The following is a 17,227-nucleotide window of genomic DNA, read 5'->3' on the forward strand; positions in this document are numbered from 1 at the left end:
ACTGCGCGACGAGTCGCATCCGGCCCGCGCCCGCCACTGGGCACCGGCCACCCGGGCTCTCAGGCGCAGCAGTCCGTGTCCAGCCCGCTGGGCAACTCCTCGCCCCCGAAGACCTGGCAGGTGGCCTCGTGCCCGCCCAGCGCGGCCACGGCCAGCAACAGCGACCCCGCCGTCCATGTGGTCAGCTCCCGCGGCCAGACGGCGTCGTCGTCGAAGACGTATCCCGTCCAGTACAGCCCGCTCTCCGGATCGCGCAGGTGCCGGATCGACTGGAGGATCTCCAGCGCACGGTCCGATTCCCCCATCGCCCACAGCGCCAGGGCCAGTTCGGCGGACTCACCGCCCGTGACCCACGGGTTGGGGTCCACGCACCGCACCCCCAGCCCGGGGACGACGAACCGGTCCCAGTGCTCCTCGATGCGGGCCTTGGCCGCCGCACCGGTCAGCGCACCGCCGAGCACCGGGTAGTACCAGTCCATCGAGTAGCGGTTCTTGTCGAGGAACCGCTCGGGGTGGTGGCCTATGGCGTGCCGCAGCGCACCGGCCGCCAACTCCCAGTCGGGTTGCGGCTCTTCCCGCTGCTCGGCGATGGCCAGCGCGCAGCGCAGCGCGTGGTGGATGGAGGAGCTGCCCGTCAGCAGGGCGTCCGTGGTCTGCGTCCCGTCGTCGTCGCGCCGCCAGCCGATCTGCCCGCCCGGCTGCTGGAGACGCAGCACGAACTCCATCGCCGCGTACACCGTCGGCCACATCCGGTCCAGGAACGCGTCGTCGCCGGTGGACAGGTAGTGGTGCCAGACGCCCACGGCTATGTAGGCGACGAAGTTGGTCTCCCGGCCCCGGTCGGTGACCGCGTCGAACTCGCCGTCGGTGTAGGCCGCGTACCAGGAGCCGTCCTCGTTCTGGTGCCGGGCCAGCCACAGGTAGGCGCGCTCGGCGGCCTCGTGCTCGTCGGCCGTGTCGAGGGCCATGGCCGCCTCGACGTGGTCCCACGGGTCGAGGTGGTGCCCCCTGAACCAGGGGATCGCCCCGTCCTCGCGTTGCACGGCGAGGATGCCGGCGACGGTCGCGGCGGCCTGCCCTGCGGTGAGGACCCCGGGCAGGACCAGATGTTCCGTCCGGGGAGTGGTCACGTGGCGTCCGCCCCGGTGCCGGCCAGGCTCGGCAGGTGCGGCTTGGTCGCGTACGCCACGAAGCTCTTGCCGATCAGCGGGTTCAGCGCCTGCTCGGCGACCCGGGTGGCGAGCGGCTTCTTCATGATGTCCCAGACGAGCAGTTTGTGGTACGCGCGCACCGGCAGCGCCTTGTCGTTGTCGACGCCGAACGCGCACTTGAGCCACCAGTAGGGCGAGTGCAGGGCGTGCGCGTGGTGCGTGCCGTAGGGCTTGAGGCCGGCCTCGCGGATCTTCTCCAGCAGTTCGTCCGCCTTGTAGATGCGGATGTGGCCGCCCTCGACCTCGTGGTAGGCGTCGGAGAGGCTCCAGCAGACCTTCTCGGGGCCGTAGCGCGGGACGGTGACGGCGATGCGCCCGCCGGGCTTGAGCACCCGGACCATCTCCGCGAGGACGCCCTTGTCGTCCGGGATGTGCTCCATCACCTCGGAGATGATCACGACGTCGAAGGACTCGTCGGGGAAGGGCAGCGCGAGGGCGTCGCCCTCCATGGCCGTGGCGGTGGCGCCCTCGGGGGCCTCGCCGGCCTCCTTCATCGCCGCGAACCACCGGGCGACCTCGCGGATCTCCTCGGCGTTCTGGTCCAGCGCCACGACCTGTGCGCCCCGCCGGTAACACTCGAACGCGTGCCGCCCGGCCCCACAGCCGAGATCCAGGACACGGTCACCCGGGGCGAGCGGGAACCGGGAGAAGTCGACGGTCAGCACGTGGCCCTGCTTTCGGAGTTGACGCCTTCTACATCTGTGGGAGCCGCGGATCCGGCACCGGCCGCGGCCACCGGTGCGACACTCGCCGAGGCGACGGTTGCGGCCGGGGTGTCGGCCTCCGCCGGGCCGCCGACCGCCGCGGCGGTGGCGGAGCCGGTACCGCCCGGCTCGGCCCCGGTCGGGGCCGTGCGGCGATCGGACGCCCCGGACGCGGAACGGACCGCTCCCGGCGTGGAGCGGGCGTCTCCGGTCGCGGAACGGGTCTCTCCCGGCGCGGAACGGCCGGGGACCCGGTGCGCGGAGCGGGTGTCTCCCGACACGGAACGGGTGTCTCCCGACACGGAACGGCCGAGGACCCGGCGCGCGGAGCGGGTGTCTTCCGTCGCGGAACGGGCGTCTCCCGTCGCTGGGCGGCCGGAGGCCGCGGAGGTCGCGCGATCACCGTCGCTCCCGGCCCGGGCGATGGCCTCGCGGTAGCGGGCCACCGTGCCCTCGGCGGCCCTGGCCCAGGTGAAGTGCCGCAGCACCCGCTCGCGCCCGGCCGCGCCGAGCCGTGCGCGCAGGTCCGCGTCGCCCAGCAGCCGGCCGAGGCCCGCGGCCAGCGCGCCCGCGTCGCCGGGCGGCACCGCCAGGCACGTCTCCCCGTCGCGGCCGGCGACCTCGGGGAGGGCACCACCGGTCGTGGCGAGCAGCGGCGTCCCGGTGGCCATGGCCTCCGCGGCCGGCAGCGAGAAGCCCTCGTAGAGCGACGGCACGCACGCGACCTGCGCCGAGCGCACGAGGTCGACGAGTTCCGCGTCGGAGATGCCCTTGACGAACTCCACGGCCCCGGCGAGGCCGTAGCGCTCCATCGCCTGGGCGACCGGCCCTTCGGCGGGCCGCTTGCCGACGACGACGAGATGGGCGCCGGGGTGCTCGGTCCGTACCTTGGCCAGCGCCTCGACGAGATGCACCAGGCCCTTGAGCGGCACGTCCGCGCTGGACGTCGTCACGATCCGGCCCGGCACGACCGGCACCGACGGATCCGGCGAGAACAGGTCGGTGTCGGCGCCGATGTGGACCACGTGGACGCGGTCCCGCCGGACACCGAGGTGGTCGACGATCTCCTGCTGCGAGGTGCCGGAGACGGTGAGCACGGACGGCAGGCGGCGCGCGACGCGCTTCTGCATGCGGGTGAAGGCGTACCAGCGCCGCACCGAGGCGCGCCGCTTCCAGCCGTCCGCCGCGTCCAGCTCCAACTGCCGGTCGACGGTGATGGGGTGGTGGATGGTCGTCACCAGAGGTGCGCCGACATCGCCCAGCAGGCCGTAGCCGAGGGTCTGGTTGTCGTGCACGACGTCGAACTCGCCGCGGCGGGCGCGCAGATGGCGGCGGGCGCGCAGCGAGAACGTCAGGGGTTCGGGGAAGCCGCCCGTCCACATCGTCGCGACTTCGAGCGCGTCGATCCAGTCGCGGTACTCGCCGCGCCCCGGTGTGCGGAAAGGATCCGGCTGACGGTACAGGTCGAGGCTGGGCAGCTCGGTGAGGCTCAGCCCGTCGTAGCCCTCGTCGAGCACGGGGTACGGCTGGGCGCCGATGACCTCGACCCGGTGCCCGAGGCGGGCCAGTTCGCGCGAGAGGTGCCGGACGTAGACGCCCTGGCCGCCGCAGAACGGGTTCCCTTTATAGGTGAGGAGCGCGATGTCGAGCGGTCGCAAGCCGTCGGCAGCGGGGTCCTCCGGGGCCCCGGCCTCCCTGGCCTCAGCGGTCACTCCGAGCCCCCTTCTCCCTGCACTGTCCCGCGAGATTACGCCGGGACGCTAATCTAGAACAAGTTCCAGACTTGATCGTTCGGAGGCTCCGAATCTACCGGCAGGTAAGGGCGCTGTGACCAGTGGATCAGGTGATTCACGCCACGGCCGGTGCCGTGCCATGCTGTGTGATCACTCGTCCTCACGGACGGTCACGGAACGGGATTCGAACCATGCCCGCAGAAGCCAAGGTGAGCGCCAAGGTGAACAAGCCGGCCAAGGTGGAAGCCAGAGCGGCGGCGCCCGCCTCCGCCCCCCTCACGGAGCGGCAGGAGGCCCGTCGGCGCCGCATCCTGCACACGAGCGCGCAACTGGCCAGCAGGGGCGGCTTCGACGCCGTGCAGATGCGGGAGGTCGCCGAGTCCTCGCAGGTGGCCCTCGGCACGCTGTACCGCTATTTCCCGTCCAAGATCCACCTCCTGGTCGCCACGATGCAGGACCAGTTGGAGCACATGCACGGCACCCTGCGGAAGAAGCCCCCGCAGGGCGAGACGGCGGCCGAGCGGGTCGCGGAGACACTGATGCGGGCTTTCCGGGCGCTGCAGCGCGAGCCGCATCTGGCCGATGCCATGGTCCGGGCCCTGACCTTCGCGGACCGCAGTGTGAGCCCGGAGGTCGACCAGGTCTCCCGGCAGACGACGGCGATCATCCTGGACGCGATGGGCCAGGAGAACCCGACTCCGGAGCAGCTCTCGGCGGTCCGGGTCATCGAGCACACCTGGCACTCCGCGCTGATCACCTGGCTGTCGGGACGCGCCTCGATCGCCCAGGTGAAGATCGACATCGAGACGGTGTGCCGCCTGATCGACCTGACGGCACCGAGCGCCCCGTAAGCCCCGGTAAGCCCCGGTAAGCCCCCGGACACGACGAGGACCTACGAGACGGGTTCCCTTCGCCGGCATGGTCCGGATCAGGTGATGGGGGTCGCCTCGGGGCGCCGGCCTTTCGGCCCGGCTCCCTTCGGCCTCTCAGCCCTACCGTCGCAGTCGGCACCCGCGGAAGCCGAGGCTTCCTGCCGACGTCGGCCACTCCGGTCGGACTCCCTCACTCGCCTCGTAGGCCGATTTCCAGAATAGAAGACCGCATAAGGGAATGAAACCCCTCCCATCGTGATTTTTCGGGCGCTATTCCTCCGGCGGGAACACCGCCTCCCCGCCGTCCCGCAGTGTGATCGTGATCGCCTCCGTGGGACAGCTCTCCGCGGCTTCCAGCACCCGCTCGTTCGCGTCCGTGTCCGGGGCGAGGGGACGGGACTGGCGGGCGGCGTCCAGGCGGAAGCCGTCCGGTGCGTGGTGGAGGCACTGCGCGGAGCCGATGCACAGGGAGCGGTCGACCTCGATGTGCCAGCGGTCGCCCATCGCTATGCCTGCGCCGGGAGGTGGATCATCTTGTGCTCCAGATACTCGCCGTACCCCTCGGGCCCGAACTCCCGCCCCAGGCCCGAGTTCTTGTAGCCGCCGAACGGGCCGAGCATGTCCAGGCTGAAGGTGTTGACCGAGTACGTGCCCGTGCGCACCCGGCGGGCGATGTCGATGCCGTGCTCGACGTCGGCGGTCCAGACGCTGCCGCTCAGGCCGTAGTCCGAGTCGTTCGCGATCCTCACGGCGTCGGACTCGTCGTCGTAGGGCAGCAGGCAGATCACGGGGCCGAAGATCTCCTCGCGGGCGATGCGCATGGAGTTGTCGACGTCGCCGAAGAGGGTCGGCTCGACGTACCAGCCGCGGTCGAGGCCGGCCGGGCGTCCGCCGCCGGTGAGGATCTTGGCGCCCTCCTCCTGCCCGATGCGGATGTAGTCGAGGTTGCGCTGCTGCTGCCGCCGGGCCACCAGCGGGCCCACCTGGGTGGCCGGGTCCAGCGGGTCGCCGACCGTCAGGGCGCCCGCCGCGGCGGCGAGGGCGTCGGCGAACTCGTCGTAGCGGGAGCGCGGCAGCAGGACGCGGGTCTGGGCGACACAGGCCTGCCCGTTGTTCATCCAGGCCGCGGGGGCGATGCCCGCCACGGCCGTCTCGACGTCGGCGTCGGGCAGGACGACGGCCGCGGACTTGCCGCCCAGTTCGAGCGTCACCCGCGTGAGGTTGCGGGCGGCCACCTCCATCACGCGCTTGCCGGCCGCGACCGACCCGGTGAAGGACACCTTGTCGACGTTGGGGTGCCCGACCAGGTACTCGCTGACGTCCCGGTCGGCGGGCAGGATGGACAGCACGCCCTCCGGAAGCCCGGCCTCGCGGGCGATCTCGCCGAGCAGGTAGGCGTCGAGCGGGGACTCGGGGGAGGGCTTGAGCACGACCGTGCAGCCGGTGAGCAGCGCCGGGGCGAGCTTGGCGGCGGCGACGAACTGCGGGACGTTCCAGGGCACCACGGCGGCCACGACCCCGACCGGCTCGCGGCGCACGAGGATCCTGCCCAGCACGCCGTCGCGCCGCTCCTCATGGGTGAAGTTCCGGGCGACGGTGATCGCCGCGTCCCAGACCATCACCGCGCCGAGCGCCTGGGCGAGGACGCTCCAGGAGTACGGCGAGCCGTTCTGGGCGGAGATCAGGCGGGCGATCTCGTCGTGCCGGACGGCGATGGCGTCCTTGATCCGGCCCACGACCTCGATCCGCTCGTCGAGGCTCATGCGCGGCCAGGGCCCCTCGTCGAACGCCCGCCGCGCCGCCGCCACGGCCCGGTCCACATCCGCCGTCGAGGCGTGCGGGACGCGTCCGATGACCTCCTCGGTGTGCGGGGAGATCACCTCGATGACGTCCCGCCCCAGGGGGTCGGTCAACTCCCCACCGATGAACAGCTGTCCGTGTTCCACGAGCTCGGTCATGGCCGACTGCCTCCCCGGGAGCGTGCTCTGACGGTGCATCAGATATGCCCACTGATACCAGCCCCGCCCCGAGGAGTCCACGGACCGCACACCGCCGGGGCGCCTCCCATGGAAACTCGTTCTAGTTATAGTGACGGGGAGCCGGCGACGGGGGAGCCCATGACACAGGTGACCGACCACGGCGGAGGCGTCCGGTCCCTCCGGGTGCCGATCCCGGACAACCCGCTCGGCCACACGCTGGTGTACGTCGTCGACACCGACCGCGGCCCGGTGCTGATCGACACCGGCTGGGACGACCCGGAGTCCTGGGACACCCTCGCGGGGGGCCTCACGGAGTGCGGCACCTCGGTCGCCGAGATCCACGGCGTGGTCGTCACCCACCACCACCCCGACCACCACGGCCTGTCCGGCCGGGTCCGGGAGGCGTCGGGCGCGTGGATCGCGATGCACGCGGCGGACACCGCGGTCGTACGGCGGACCCGAGAGGCCCGTCCCGAGCACTGGTTCTCGTACATGGCGGCCAAGCTCGCCGCGGCCGGCGCCCCCGAGGAGCACATCGCCCCGCTGCGGGCGCCCCGTCCGCGCGCCCTGCCCGGCCTCTCCCCCGCCCTGCCCGACCGCGACATCGTCCCCGGCGAACTCCTGGAGCTGCCCGGCCGCCGCCTGCGCGCCATCTGGACCCCGGGGCACACACCGGGCCACGTCTGCCTCCATCTGGAGGAGAATCATCCGGCCCAGCTCCCGGGCCGGGGGCGGCTGTTCTCCGGCGACCACCTGCTCCCCGAGATCACCCCGCACATCGGCCTCTACGAGGACCCGGACGACACGACCGTGACCGACCCCCTCGGCGACTACCTCGACTCCCTGGAACGCGTCGGCCGGCTGGCCCCCGCCGAGGTCCTCCCGGCCCACCAGCACGCCTTCTCCGACGCCGCGGCCCGCGTCCACGAGTTGCTCACCCACCACGAGTCCCGCCTGACCGACCTGCTGACCCTCCTCGCCGAGCCCCTCACCCCCTGGCGGCTCGCCGAGCGCATGGAGTGGAACCGCCCCTGGGAGCGGATCCCCTACGGCTCCCGCACCATCGCCGTATCGGAGGCGGAGGCCCATCTGCGCCGGCTGGTGAAGCTGGGGCGGGCGGAGGCGGTGCCGGGGAGCGATCCGGTGACGTACGTGGCGGTGTGACGGCCACGCGGGGACAGCGCACCGCACGGCGCGAAACACGTCGCCGGACGGCTCGCCCGGATGCTACGAGACACCCATGGACCCCAGGGAACACCTCCTCCCCGAACACGCCCGCGAGCACCACCCCGGGCCCGAACATGCCTGAGGCACGCGGCACTTGACGTCCGGGGCGTCCCCCTAGGATGGTCGGACGCAACGCACCGCACCGGGAGAGATGCCCATGGGCACCGAAGAGGCCGCACGCACGTCGACCGGCGGCGGGACCCTGGAGGGCGGGTGCGCCGGGCCCATGGTGCCGCGTCTGGCGCTGGGCGCCCGGCTGCGGGGACTGCGCGAGGAGCGGGGCATCGGCCGGGTGGACGCGGGCCATGTCATCCGCGCCTCCGCCTCCAAGATCAGCCGGATGGAGGCCGGTCGCCACGGTTTCAAACTGCGTGACGTCGCCGATCTGCTCACCCTCTACGGCGTCACGGACGAAGCCGAGCGCGCCACCCTGCTGGCACTGGCCGAGCAGGCCAACGCCCCCGCCTGGTGGCGGCACTACAGCGATGTGGTGCCCGCCTCGATGCAGACCTACCTCGGGGCCGAGCAGGCGGCGAGTCTCATCCGCTGTTTCCAGGTCCAGCGCGTCCCCGGCCTGTTGCAGACCGCCGACTACGCCCGGGCGGCCGTCCGGCTCGTCCACCCGGACGCCGGTGCGGCGGAGATCGACCGCCGGGTCGCGTTGCGGATGGCCCGCCGGCGGATCCTGCACCGGCAGCCGCCGACCCAGCTGTGGGCCGTGATCGACGAGGCGGCGCTGCGCCGCCCGGTGGGCGGTATCCGTGTCATGCGGGACCAGCTCAGGCATCTCATCGAGATCTGCCGGCTCCCGCACGTGACGGTGCAGATCCTGCCGTTCGCCGTCGCCGCTCACGCCGCGGAGGGCGGCCCGATCACCATTCTGCGGCTGCCCGGCGGGCAGTTGCCCGACATGGTCTACCTCGAACAGCTCACCACCGCCCTCTACCCCGACCGGCCGGCCGACATCGAGTGCTACTGGGACGCCATGAACCGGCTGGTGGTCGAAGCCGAGTCGCCGGACGAGACTCCCACCCTCCTGCACCGCATCCTCCAGGAGACCTGAGGGTCAGCGCTTGAGGGCGACACCACCGTACTGGTGCACCTCCGCGGGCAGACCCAGGGCCGCGGCGTCGGGGCGCCAGCGCGAGCAGGACGCCACGCCCGGTTCGAGCAGTTCCAGACCGTCGAAGTAGCGCTCGATCTGCTCGGGGCTGCGCAGGATGTACGGGATCGAACCGCCGTCGTTGTACTGCTGGATGGCCCGGACGTACTCCTCGCTGGTGTCGGTGGAGTCGTACTGCACCAGGTAGCTGCCGGAGGGCAGGGCGTCCACCAGCCGGCGCACGATCGAGCGGGCCTCGGCGTGGTCCTCGATGTGGCCCAGGATGCCCATCAGCATGAGGGCGACGGGCCGGTCGAAGTCGAGGGTCTTCCCGGCTTCCCGGACGATGGTGTCCGGCTCGCGCAGGTCCGCGTCGACGTAGTTGGTGACGCCCTCCGTCGTACTGGTCAGCAGGGCCCGGGCGTGGGCCAGCACCAGCGGGTCGTTGTCGACGTAGACGATCCGGCTCTCCGGGGCCACCCGCTGGGCGATCTGATGGGTGTTGTCCACGTTGGGCAGCCCGGTGCCGATGTCCAGGAACTGGCGGATGCCCTCCTCGCCGGCCAGGTGGCGCACGGCCCGGGCGAGGAAGTAGCGGGCGGCGCGGGCCCCGGTCTCGATGCCGGGGAAGATCTCGCGGAACGCGTCACCGGCCACCCGGTCGACCTCGTAGTTGTCCCTGCCGCCCAGCCAGTAGTTCCAGATCCGGGCCGAGTGCGGTACCGAGGTGTCGATCTTGGGGAACGGCTCCTGCTCGGCGTTCTCCACCTGGTCGGTCATGGACGCTCCTGGCGTGTGAGGTCGGGACACCCCACGTTAACCGGTCTGCGCCGTGAAGAGGATCAACTCCTCTGCGGAGCCGAGGAGTTCGACCTCCACCCGGCTCATCACCGGACCGGCACCCCGCCTGCGCACGGCCCCACCCAGGACCGGTCGTGTGAGGGGCGCCGGGCGGGCGGTGAGCATGGCACCGCCGGGCGTGGAGAGGAAGCTGAAGCCGCCCCACCCCTCCGGTACGGGGAGATCACCTCGCCCACCCGGCGCCTCCGGCGCCGCGGGACGAAGTCACGCCCCACCGGCGCACCGGTCGGCACGGGACCCGTGCCGCCGCGCGGGCCGGTGTCCCCCGGGCGTCCCGAGGGGCAGCCCGCCGTGTGACCCGGGCTCCCTCCCGGCCCCCTCGGCCCGATTCCTACGTGCGGGTACAGTAAGCGGGTCGTCATCACGCCGTACGGGGGGAAGCCGGTGCAATTCCGGCGCTGACCCGCAACCGTAAGCCGCCGCCCAGGCGGTGAGCCGGATCGCCCCGTACGGTTCGTGACCGGCTCACGTGCCCGGCAGACCGCCGGTGCACGGCACCGTCGAGGTATACGGAGCCGAGCCGCCGGGGTGTCCCGTGCTGCCCGGCTCCCCCACAGGGAGAGGCACCCGCCGATCATGAACGTCCGCCGCAGCGCCGCGGTCCTGGCCGCCGTCGCCGTGATCGGCGCCGCAACCCCGGCCGCCGCCGCCCCGTCCCCGTCGCCGTCCCAGGCGTTCCCCTCCGCCCTGTACGGCGACTCGGACCCGAAGTTCGACGGCGTCTGGCGCCAGTCGCTCGCGCTGCTCGCGCAGGACACGGTGGGGGTGAAGCCGGCCGCGAAGTCCGTGCAGTGGCTGGTGCGCCAGCAGTGCGAGAACGGCTCCTTCGCCTCGTACCGCCCCGACCCCGCCACCGCGTGCGACGCCAAGACCATGCTCGACACCAACGCCACGTCCGCCGCCGTGCAGGCCCTCGCCGCCCTCGGCGGGCACGACGACGTCACCGGCAAGGCCGTCGGCTGGCTGAAGTCCGTGCAGAACGAGGACGGCGGCTGGGGCTACGCGCCCGGCGGGGCCAGCGACACCAACTCGACGTCGGTCGTCATAGGCGCGCTCGCCGCCGCGGGCGAGAAGCCGGACCGGGTGGAGAAGGACGGCGAGTCTCCCTACGACGCCCTGCTGAAGCTCGCGCTGCCCTGCGGCGGGGACGGCGACGGCGCGTTCGCGTTCCAGCCGGACAAGAAGGGCGAGCTCGCCGCCAACGCCGACGCCACGGCGGCCGGTGTGCTCGGGGCGCTGGGCCGGGGCATGGTCGTCAAGCCCGCCAAGAAGTCCGACGCGACCTGCGAGAAGGCCACCACGCCCGAGCAGGCGGCGGCGAACGGCGCGGGCTATCTCACCGCCGCCCTCGCCGAGGACGACCACCACCTCATGTCCGCCCTGGCGGGTGCCGAGCCCCAGCCCGACTTCGGCAACACCGCCGACGCGGTCGTCGCGCTCGCCGCCCGGGGGGACACCGGGCCGGCGGAGAAGTCCGTGCGGTGGCTGGAACAGAACTCCGCCTCCTGGGCCGCGCAGAGCGGTCCGGCCGCCTACGCCCAGCTGATCTTCGCCGCCCACGCGACGGGCACCAACCCCCGCGACTTCGGCGGCGCGGACCTCGTGAAGAAGCTCAACGCGACGGGCCCGGCCCCGCAGACGGACGGGAAGACCAAGGCCTCGGACGAAGAGAAGGACTCCGGCTCGGACGGCTTCTTCGGGGTCTGGTGGTACGTCGGCGTCTGCCTCGTCGCCGGGATCGGCATCGGCTTCCTGTTCACCGGCCGCAAGAAGCAGCGGCAGCTGTGATCCGCCGGGCCGTCCCGCTCCTGCTGGCCTCGCTCCTGCTGTGCGCGGGCGCGGGTCAGGCGCAGGCCGCCGGGTACCGGTACTGGTCGTTCTGGGAGCGCGACGCCGGCCGCTGGGTCTACGCCACCCAGGGCCCGTCCCTGGTCCGCCCCTCCGACGGCGACGTCCAGGGCTTCCGCTTCGCGGTGAGCGAGGACTCCGCGAGCGCGGTCCGGCCGCGCGGCACGGCCGACTTCGCGACGATCTGCGCGAAGACGCCCGCGCGGGACGGCAGGAAGCGAGTGGCCCTGGTCATCGACTTCGGCACACCGTCGGACGCCCCCGGGGGCGCGTCCCCGCCCCCCGCCCGCACGGCCTGCGCCCGGGTCTCCCCCGACGCGACGACGGCCGAGGCCCTGGCCGCGGTGGCCAAGCCGCTGCGCTACGACACCAACGCCCTGCTGTGCGCGATCTCGGGCTATCCGGAGAAGGGCTGCGGCGAACAGGTCTCCCCGAAGCAGCGGCAACAGAAGCCCGCGGCGGGGAAGGACTCCCCGCCGGACGGCGGGCCGTCCTTGGGCCTGGTCGCGGGCATCGCGCTGGTGGTGCTCCTGGGCGGGGCGGCGACCTGGCAGGTACGACGGCGTGGGTAGCAGCACCCGGCACCGGTACCGGGCTCAGCTGCACCCCGGTGCCTGGTGGCTCTGGTCCCTTTCCCTCGGCACCGCGGCCACCCGCACCACCAACCCCCTGCTCCTCGCCCTCCTCATCATGGTCTCCGCCTACGTCGTGGCGACCCGCCGCCCCGACACCCCCTGGTCCCGCTCCTACGGCGCCTTCGTCAAACTCGCCCTCGCCGTGATCCTCATCCGACTGCTCTTCGCGACCGTCCTCGGCTCGCCGATCCCCGGCACGCACACCCTCCTCACCCTCCCCGAACTCCCTCTCCCCGCCTGGGCCCAGGGCATCCGCCTCGGCGGCGAGGTGACCGCGGAGGCCCTCACCTTCGCCCTGTACGACGGTCTGAGGCTGGCCACCCTCCTCATCTGCGTCGGCGCCGCGAACGCCCTCGCCAACCCCTCCCGCCTCCTCAAGTCCCTCCCGGGCGCCCTGTACGAGGTGGGTGTCGCGGTCGTCGTCGCCCTCACCTTCGCCCCGAACCTCATCGCCGACGTCCGGCGCCTGCGGGCCGCCCGCCGGCTGCGCGGCCGCCCGGACCAGGGCATCCGGGGCCTGGTGCAGGTGGGCCTGCCGGTCCTGGAGGGCGCGCTGGAGCGTTCCGTCGCCCTCGCCGCCGCGATGGACGCCCGCGGCTACGGCCGTACCGCGCAGGTCCCGCCCGCCGTCCGCCGTACCACCGCCGCGCTCACCCTCGGCGGGCTGCTGGGCGTCTGCGCGGGCACGTACGGCCTCCTCACGGCCGACGGCGCCGGCTACGGCTTCCCCGTGCTCCTGGCGGGTGTCGCCGCCGCCCTCGCGGGGCTCAAGCTCGGCGGACGCCGCTCGCCGCGCACCCGTTACCGCCCGGACCGCTGGGACGTGCGTGCCGGGCTGGTCGTGGCCTCCGGCGTCGCGGTCGCGGCCCTGCTCGCCCTCGCCGCGTCGCGCGACCCCGCGGCGCTGCACCCCGGCGTGGTGCCCCTGGTCGCCCCCATCCTGCCCCTGTGGCCGGCCGCTGCCGTACTCCTCGGTCTGCTGCCCGCTGTCGTCGCCCCCGATCCGAAGGAGCCGTCGTGATCCGCTTCGAGGATGTCTCCGTGACGTACGACGGGGCCGCCGAACCCACCGTGCGGGGCATCGACTTCGAGGTCCCGGAGGGCGAACTGGTCCTGCTGGCCGGTCCGTCCGGCGTGGGCAAGTCCACCGTCCTGGGCGCGGTCAGCGGGCTCGTCCCGCACTTCACCGGTGGCACCCTGCGCGGCCGGGTCACGGTCGCCGGCCGCGACACCCGCACGCACAAGCCGCGCGAACTGGCCGACGTCGTGGGCACGGTCGGCCAGGACCCGCTCTCCCACTTCGTCACCGACACCGTCGAGGACGAACTCGCCTACGGCATGGAGTCGCTGGGCCTCGCCCCGGAGGTGATGCGCCGCCGCGTCGAGGAGACCCTCGACCTGCTGGGCCTCGCCGGTCTGCGCGACCGCCCGATCGCCACGCTCTCCGGCGGGCAGCAGCAGCGCGTCGCGATCGGCTCGGTCCTCACCCCGCACCCGGGCGTCCTCGTCCTGGACGAGCCGACCTCCGCGCTGGACCCGGCGGCCGCCGAGGAGGTGCTGGCCGTCCTCCAGCGGCTCGTGCACGACCTCGGCACGACGGTCCTCATGGCCGAGCACCGCCTGGAACGCGTCATCCAGTACGCCGACCAGGTCGTGCTGCTGCCGAGCCCGGGGGCCGCCCCCGTGGTGGGCCGCCCGGCCGAGGTGATGGCCGTGTCGCCGGTGTACCCGCCGGTGGTCGCCCTGGGCCGCCTGGCGGGCTGGTCCCCGTTGCCGCTGACGGTCCGCGACGCCCGCCGCAAGGCGGGAGATCTGAAGCGACAGCTGGAGAACGCCCCCGAGGAACGCGGGGAACCGCGCGACCAGCCACGGACACCCCGCACCCGCCGGCACTCCGCACCCCCCACCCCGCCCCCCACCCCCCTGGGCGAAGTCCAAGCCCTCTCGGTGACCCGCTCCCGCGTCCGGGCCCTGCGCCACATCGACCTCACCATCACCCCCGGTGAGACCATCGCCCTCATGGGCCGCAACGGCGCCGGCAAATCCACCCTCCTCAACTCCCTGGTCGGCCTCATCACCCCCACCTCCGGAACCGTCCGGCTCGGCGAAGCCACCCCTCACCGCACAGTCCCCAAGGACCTCGTGCGAAAGGTCGGCCTCGTCCCCCAGGAACCCCGCGACCTGCTCTACGCCGACACCGTCGCCGCCGAGTGCACGGCGGCCGACCAGGACGCGGGAGCGACACCCGGCACCTGCCGTGCCCTGGTCAGCGAGCTCCTGCCCGGCGTCACCGACGACACCCATCCCCGGGACCTCTCGGAAGGGCAGCGGCTCGCGCTCGCCCTGGCCGTCGTGCTGACCGCCCGGCCGCCGCTGCTCCTGCTGGACGAGCCGACCCGGGGCCTGGACTACGCGGCGAAGACCCGGCTGGTCGCGGTGCTGCGGTCCCTGGCCGCCGAGGGGCACGCCATCGTGCTGGCCACGCACGACGTGGAACTGGCGGCGGAGCTCGCCCACCGGGTGGTGCTGCTCGCGGACGGCGAGGTGATCGCGGACGGCCCGACGGCGGACATCGTGGTCTCCTCCCCGTCCTTCGCCCCGCAGGTCACCAAGATCCTGGCGCCCCAGCACTGGCTCACCGTCGCCCAGGTCCGCTCCGCCCTCCCTCCCGTGGCCACCTCATGAACACGCAACGGCAGGCCAGAGCCGTCCGCCTCGGCCCCCGTTCCCTCGCCGCGCTGGTCCTGGTCAGTGCCGTGGGGATCGCCGGTTTCGGCTGGCCCTTCCTCACCCCGCCCACCTCACGGCTCAGCGCGCACGCGCAGGACGCGCCCTGGCTCTTCGCGGGCCTGCTGGTGCTGCTCGTGGCGGTGGTGGCGGCGGCGATATCGGAGTCGGGCCTCGGCCCGAAGGCGGTCGCGATGCTCGGCGTGCTGGCCGCCGCCGGGGCGGCCCTGCGGCCGATCGGCGCCGGTACCGCCGGTATCGAGCCGATGTTCTTCCTGATGGTGCTGAGCGGCCGGGTGCTCGGCCCGGGCTTCGGATTCGTCCTCGGTTCGGTGACGATGTTCGCGTCCGCGCTGCTCACCGGCGGGGTCGGGCCGTGGCTGCCGTTCCAGATGCTGGCGATGGGCTGGTTCGCGATGGGCGCGGGTCTGCTACCCGGCCCGGACCGGCTGCGCGACCGGGGAGAGCTCGCGATGCTCGCCGGCTACGGCTTCCTCGCCGCGTTCGCCTACGGCACGGTGATGAACCTGGCGGGCTGGCCCTTCATGAGCGCCCTCGCCTCGAACGTGGCCTTCGACCCGCACGCGCCCGTCGCCGTGAACCTGGCCCGCTTCGTCGCGTACTGCGTCGCCACGTCGCTCGGCTGGGACCTGGGCCGGGCCGTCGTCACGGTCGTCCTGACACTCGTCCTCGGCCCCGCGGTGCTCAGGGCGCTGCGCCGGGCCACGCGCCGGGCCGCCTTCGAGACCCCGGTCTCGTTCGAGACCCCGGTCACGTCCGAGGCCCCGGTCACGTCCGAGGCCGCCGGGAAGTGAGGCTGCCCACGTGACCCGGGTCATGTACGAGGCGGGGCCGTAGCGACAAGCCCCGGTCACGGGGGCTGACCTGCGCCGCGGTGCTGCCCCACCTAGTAGGAGGGGCCTTTGCGCGCACCCGGCGGCGGCTGCTTCCGTGGACGACCGCTGCCCGCCGCCCCCGCACGGCCCGCGGAGCGGCTGGTGGTGAACCAGGCCCACCCCACCGACCGAAGGCGGCGGCCCCCTGATCCCCGGGGCCGTCGCCTTCGCCCTGCCCGGGTCCCCCGGGACCTCAGCCCGTGCTGACCGGCAGTTCCTTCACCCCGTTGATCCACGCCGACCGCAGCCGCCGCGGATCGCCGACCAGTTTCAGGCCGGGCATCGCGTCGGCGATCGCGTTGAAGATGAGGTTGATCTCCAGCACGGCGAGGGACTTGCCCAAGCAGTAGTGGGGGCCGCCGCCGCCGAAGCCGAGGTGCGGGTTGGGGTCGCGGGTGACGTCGAAGGTGTCCGGGTCGTCGAAGGCCTCCGGGTCGTGGTTGGCCGAGGCGTAGAACAGTCCGAGCCGGTCGCCCTCGCGGATGCGCTTGCCGCCGAGTTCGGTGTCCTGGGTGGCCGTGCGCTGGAAGGCGGCGACGGGGGTCGCCCAGCGCACGATCTCCTCCGCCGCCGTGTCCGGGCGGTCGCTCTTGTACAGCTCCCACTGCCCGGGGTGGGTGAGGAAGGCGTGCATGCCGTGGGTGATGGCGTTGCGGGTGGTCTCGTTGCCCGCGACGGCCAGCATGAGCACGAAGAAGCCGAACTCGTCGGAGCTGAGGTTGCCCTCGTCCTCGGCCGCGACGAGCTGCGTGACGATGTCGTGGGCCGGGCACCGCTTGCGGTCGACGGCCATGTTCATCGCGTAGGCGATGATCTCCGTGGCCGACTCGGCGCCGACCTCCTCGGTGATGGCGTACTCGGGATCGTCGTACGCGATCATCTTGTTGGACCAGTCGAAGATCTTGTCCCGGTCCTCCTGGGGGACGCCCATCAGCTCGGCGATCGCCTGGAGGGGCAGTTCGCAGGCGACCTGGGTGACGAAGTCGAACGGCCCGGTGTGTGCGCGCGCTGCCTCGACGATGGAGTGGGCCCGGTTGCGCAGCCGCTCCTCCAGCGCCCGGATGGCCCGGGGGGTGAACCCGCGCTGCACGATCTGCCGGACCCGGGTGTGCTCCGGCGGGTCCATGTTCAGCAGGATCAGCCGCTGGGCGTCGATCGAGTCGCGCTCGATGTGCTCGTTGAAGCGGATGATCGCCGTGTTGAGGGACGACGAGAACAACTCGGGGTGCGTGGAGACGTACTTGACGTCGGCGTGCCGGGTGACGGCCCAGTAGCCCTCGTCCTGGAAGCCGGCGAGACCGGCCGGCTGCGGCACCCAGCAGACCGGTTCGGCCCGGCGCAGCTCGGCGAACTCCGGCAGGGGCACACGGTGGTGCAGCAGATCGGGGTCGGTGAAGTCGAACCCGTCGGGCAGCGCGGGACAGGGCATGGG

15 protein-coding genes and 1 riboswitch are annotated in these 17,227 nt (G+C 72.9%); of the genes, 8 read left to right on the forward strand and 7 right to left on the reverse strand.

Features of this window, described 5'->3' with window-relative positions:
• Positions 1-59 precede the first annotated feature (59 nt).
• From QNO09_RS10970 to QNO09_RS10980, 3 genes are read right to left on the reverse strand one after another with little or no spacing between them, the layout of a single operon-like run.
• Positions 60-1,130 (reverse strand): prenyltransferase/squalene oxidase repeat-containing protein, encoded by a 1,071-nt coding sequence (locus QNO09_RS10970; RefSeq protein WP_283969928.1) that lies wholly within the window; start codon positions 1,128-1,130, stop codon positions 60-62.
• Entirely contained in the window at positions 1,127-1,876 is a 750-nt protein-coding gene (locus tag QNO09_RS10975; protein WP_283969929.1) for a class I SAM-dependent methyltransferase, read from the reverse strand. The genes QNO09_RS10970 and QNO09_RS10975 overlap by 4 nt, the downstream gene beginning before the upstream one ends.
• Positions 1,870-3,627: a glycosyltransferase family 4 protein gene (locus QNO09_RS10980; RefSeq protein WP_283969930.1), complete on the reverse strand. Its 1,758-nt coding sequence runs from the start codon at positions 3,625-3,627 to the stop codon at positions 1,870-1,872. The genes QNO09_RS10975 and QNO09_RS10980 overlap by 7 nt, the downstream gene beginning before the upstream one ends.
• Before the next feature lie 212 nt (positions 3,628-3,839).
• Between QNO09_RS10980 and QNO09_RS10985 the strand changes: the two genes are divergently transcribed.
• Positions 3,840-4,499 (forward strand): TetR family transcriptional regulator, encoded by a 660-nt coding sequence (locus QNO09_RS10985; protein ID WP_283969931.1) that lies wholly within the window; start codon positions 3,840-3,842, stop codon positions 4,497-4,499.
• Between the two features lie 291 nt (positions 4,500-4,790).
• Here the strand turns inward: QNO09_RS10985 and QNO09_RS10990 are convergent, their stop codons facing one another.
• Positions 4,791-5,024: a ferredoxin gene (locus QNO09_RS10990; protein ID WP_283969932.1), complete on the reverse strand. Its 234-nt coding sequence runs from the start codon at positions 5,022-5,024 to the stop codon at positions 4,791-4,793.
• A gap of 2 nt (positions 5,025-5,026) precedes the next feature.
• Positions 5,027-6,478, reverse strand: a complete 1,452-nt coding sequence (locus QNO09_RS10995) for an aldehyde dehydrogenase (RefSeq protein WP_283969933.1) — start codon at positions 6,476-6,478, stop codon at positions 5,027-5,029.
• A 159-nt stretch (positions 6,479-6,637) separates the two neighbouring features.
• Between QNO09_RS10995 and QNO09_RS11000 the strand changes: the two genes are divergently transcribed.
• Together QNO09_RS11000 and QNO09_RS11005 are read left to right on the forward strand one after the other, a co-directional pair.
• A complete protein-coding gene (locus QNO09_RS11000; RefSeq protein ID WP_283969934.1) occupies positions 6,638-7,663 on the forward strand; it encodes a Strvi_7410 family MBL fold metallo-hydrolase in 1,026 nt (341 codons plus the stop codon).
• A 220-nt stretch (positions 7,664-7,883) separates the two neighbouring features.
• Entirely contained in the window at positions 7,884-8,789 is a 906-nt protein-coding gene (locus QNO09_RS11005) for a Sco1979 family transcriptional regulator (RefSeq protein ID WP_283969935.1), read from the forward strand.
• 3 nt (positions 8,790-8,792) lie between these two features.
• Here QNO09_RS11005 and QNO09_RS11010 read toward each other — a convergent pair whose 3' ends face one another.
• The gene (locus QNO09_RS11010) at positions 8,793-9,608 is read right to left on the reverse strand and encodes an SAM-dependent methyltransferase (protein WP_283969936.1); all 816 of its coding nucleotides are present in this window, start codon (positions 9,606-9,608) and stop codon (positions 8,793-8,795) included.
• A gap of 446 nt (positions 9,609-10,054) precedes the next feature.
• Positions 10,055-10,143: riboswitch (adenosylcobalamin-variant (AdoCbl-variant) riboswitch) on the forward strand.
• Between the two features lie 122 nt (positions 10,144-10,265).
• Between QNO09_RS11010 and QNO09_RS11015 the strand changes: the two genes are divergently transcribed.
• The 5 genes from QNO09_RS11015 to QNO09_RS11035 are packed head-to-tail and all read left to right on the forward strand — an operon-like array spanning position 10,266 to position 15,714.
• Positions 10,266-11,477: an SCO2321 family membrane protein gene (locus QNO09_RS11015; protein ID WP_283969937.1), complete on the forward strand. Its 1,212-nt coding sequence runs from the start codon at positions 10,266-10,268 to the stop codon at positions 11,475-11,477.
• Complete coding sequence (locus QNO09_RS11020; protein WP_283969938.1) at positions 11,474-12,109, forward strand: SCO2322 family protein; 636 nt, start codon at positions 11,474-11,476, stop codon at positions 12,107-12,109. The genes QNO09_RS11015 and QNO09_RS11020 overlap by 4 nt, the downstream gene beginning before the upstream one ends.
• A complete protein-coding gene (locus tag QNO09_RS11025) occupies positions 12,102-13,193 on the forward strand; it encodes an energy-coupling factor transporter transmembrane component T (RefSeq protein ID WP_283969939.1) in 1,092 nt (363 codons plus the stop codon). The genes QNO09_RS11020 and QNO09_RS11025 overlap by 8 nt, the downstream gene beginning before the upstream one ends.
• The gene (locus QNO09_RS11030; protein WP_283969940.1) at positions 13,190-14,857 is read left to right on the forward strand and encodes an ABC transporter ATP-binding protein; all 1,668 of its coding nucleotides are present in this window, start codon (positions 13,190-13,192) and stop codon (positions 14,855-14,857) included. The genes QNO09_RS11025 and QNO09_RS11030 overlap by 4 nt, the downstream gene beginning before the upstream one ends.
• Positions 14,854-15,714: an ECF transporter S component gene (locus QNO09_RS11035; protein WP_283969941.1), complete on the forward strand. Its 861-nt coding sequence runs from the start codon at positions 14,854-14,856 to the stop codon at positions 15,712-15,714. The genes QNO09_RS11030 and QNO09_RS11035 overlap by 4 nt, the downstream gene beginning before the upstream one ends.
• Before the next feature lie 274 nt (positions 15,715-15,988).
• Here the strand turns inward: QNO09_RS11035 and QNO09_RS11040 are convergent, their stop codons facing one another.
• Complete coding sequence (locus QNO09_RS11040) at positions 15,989-17,224, reverse strand: cytochrome P450 (RefSeq protein WP_283969942.1); 1,236 nt, start codon at positions 17,222-17,224, stop codon at positions 15,989-15,991.
• Positions 17,225-17,227: the final 3 nt, after the last annotated feature.

The organism is Streptomyces sp. 378 (assembly GCF_030124145.1).
Lineage (GTDB): Bacteria > Actinomycetota > Actinomycetes > Streptomycetales > Streptomycetaceae > Streptomyces.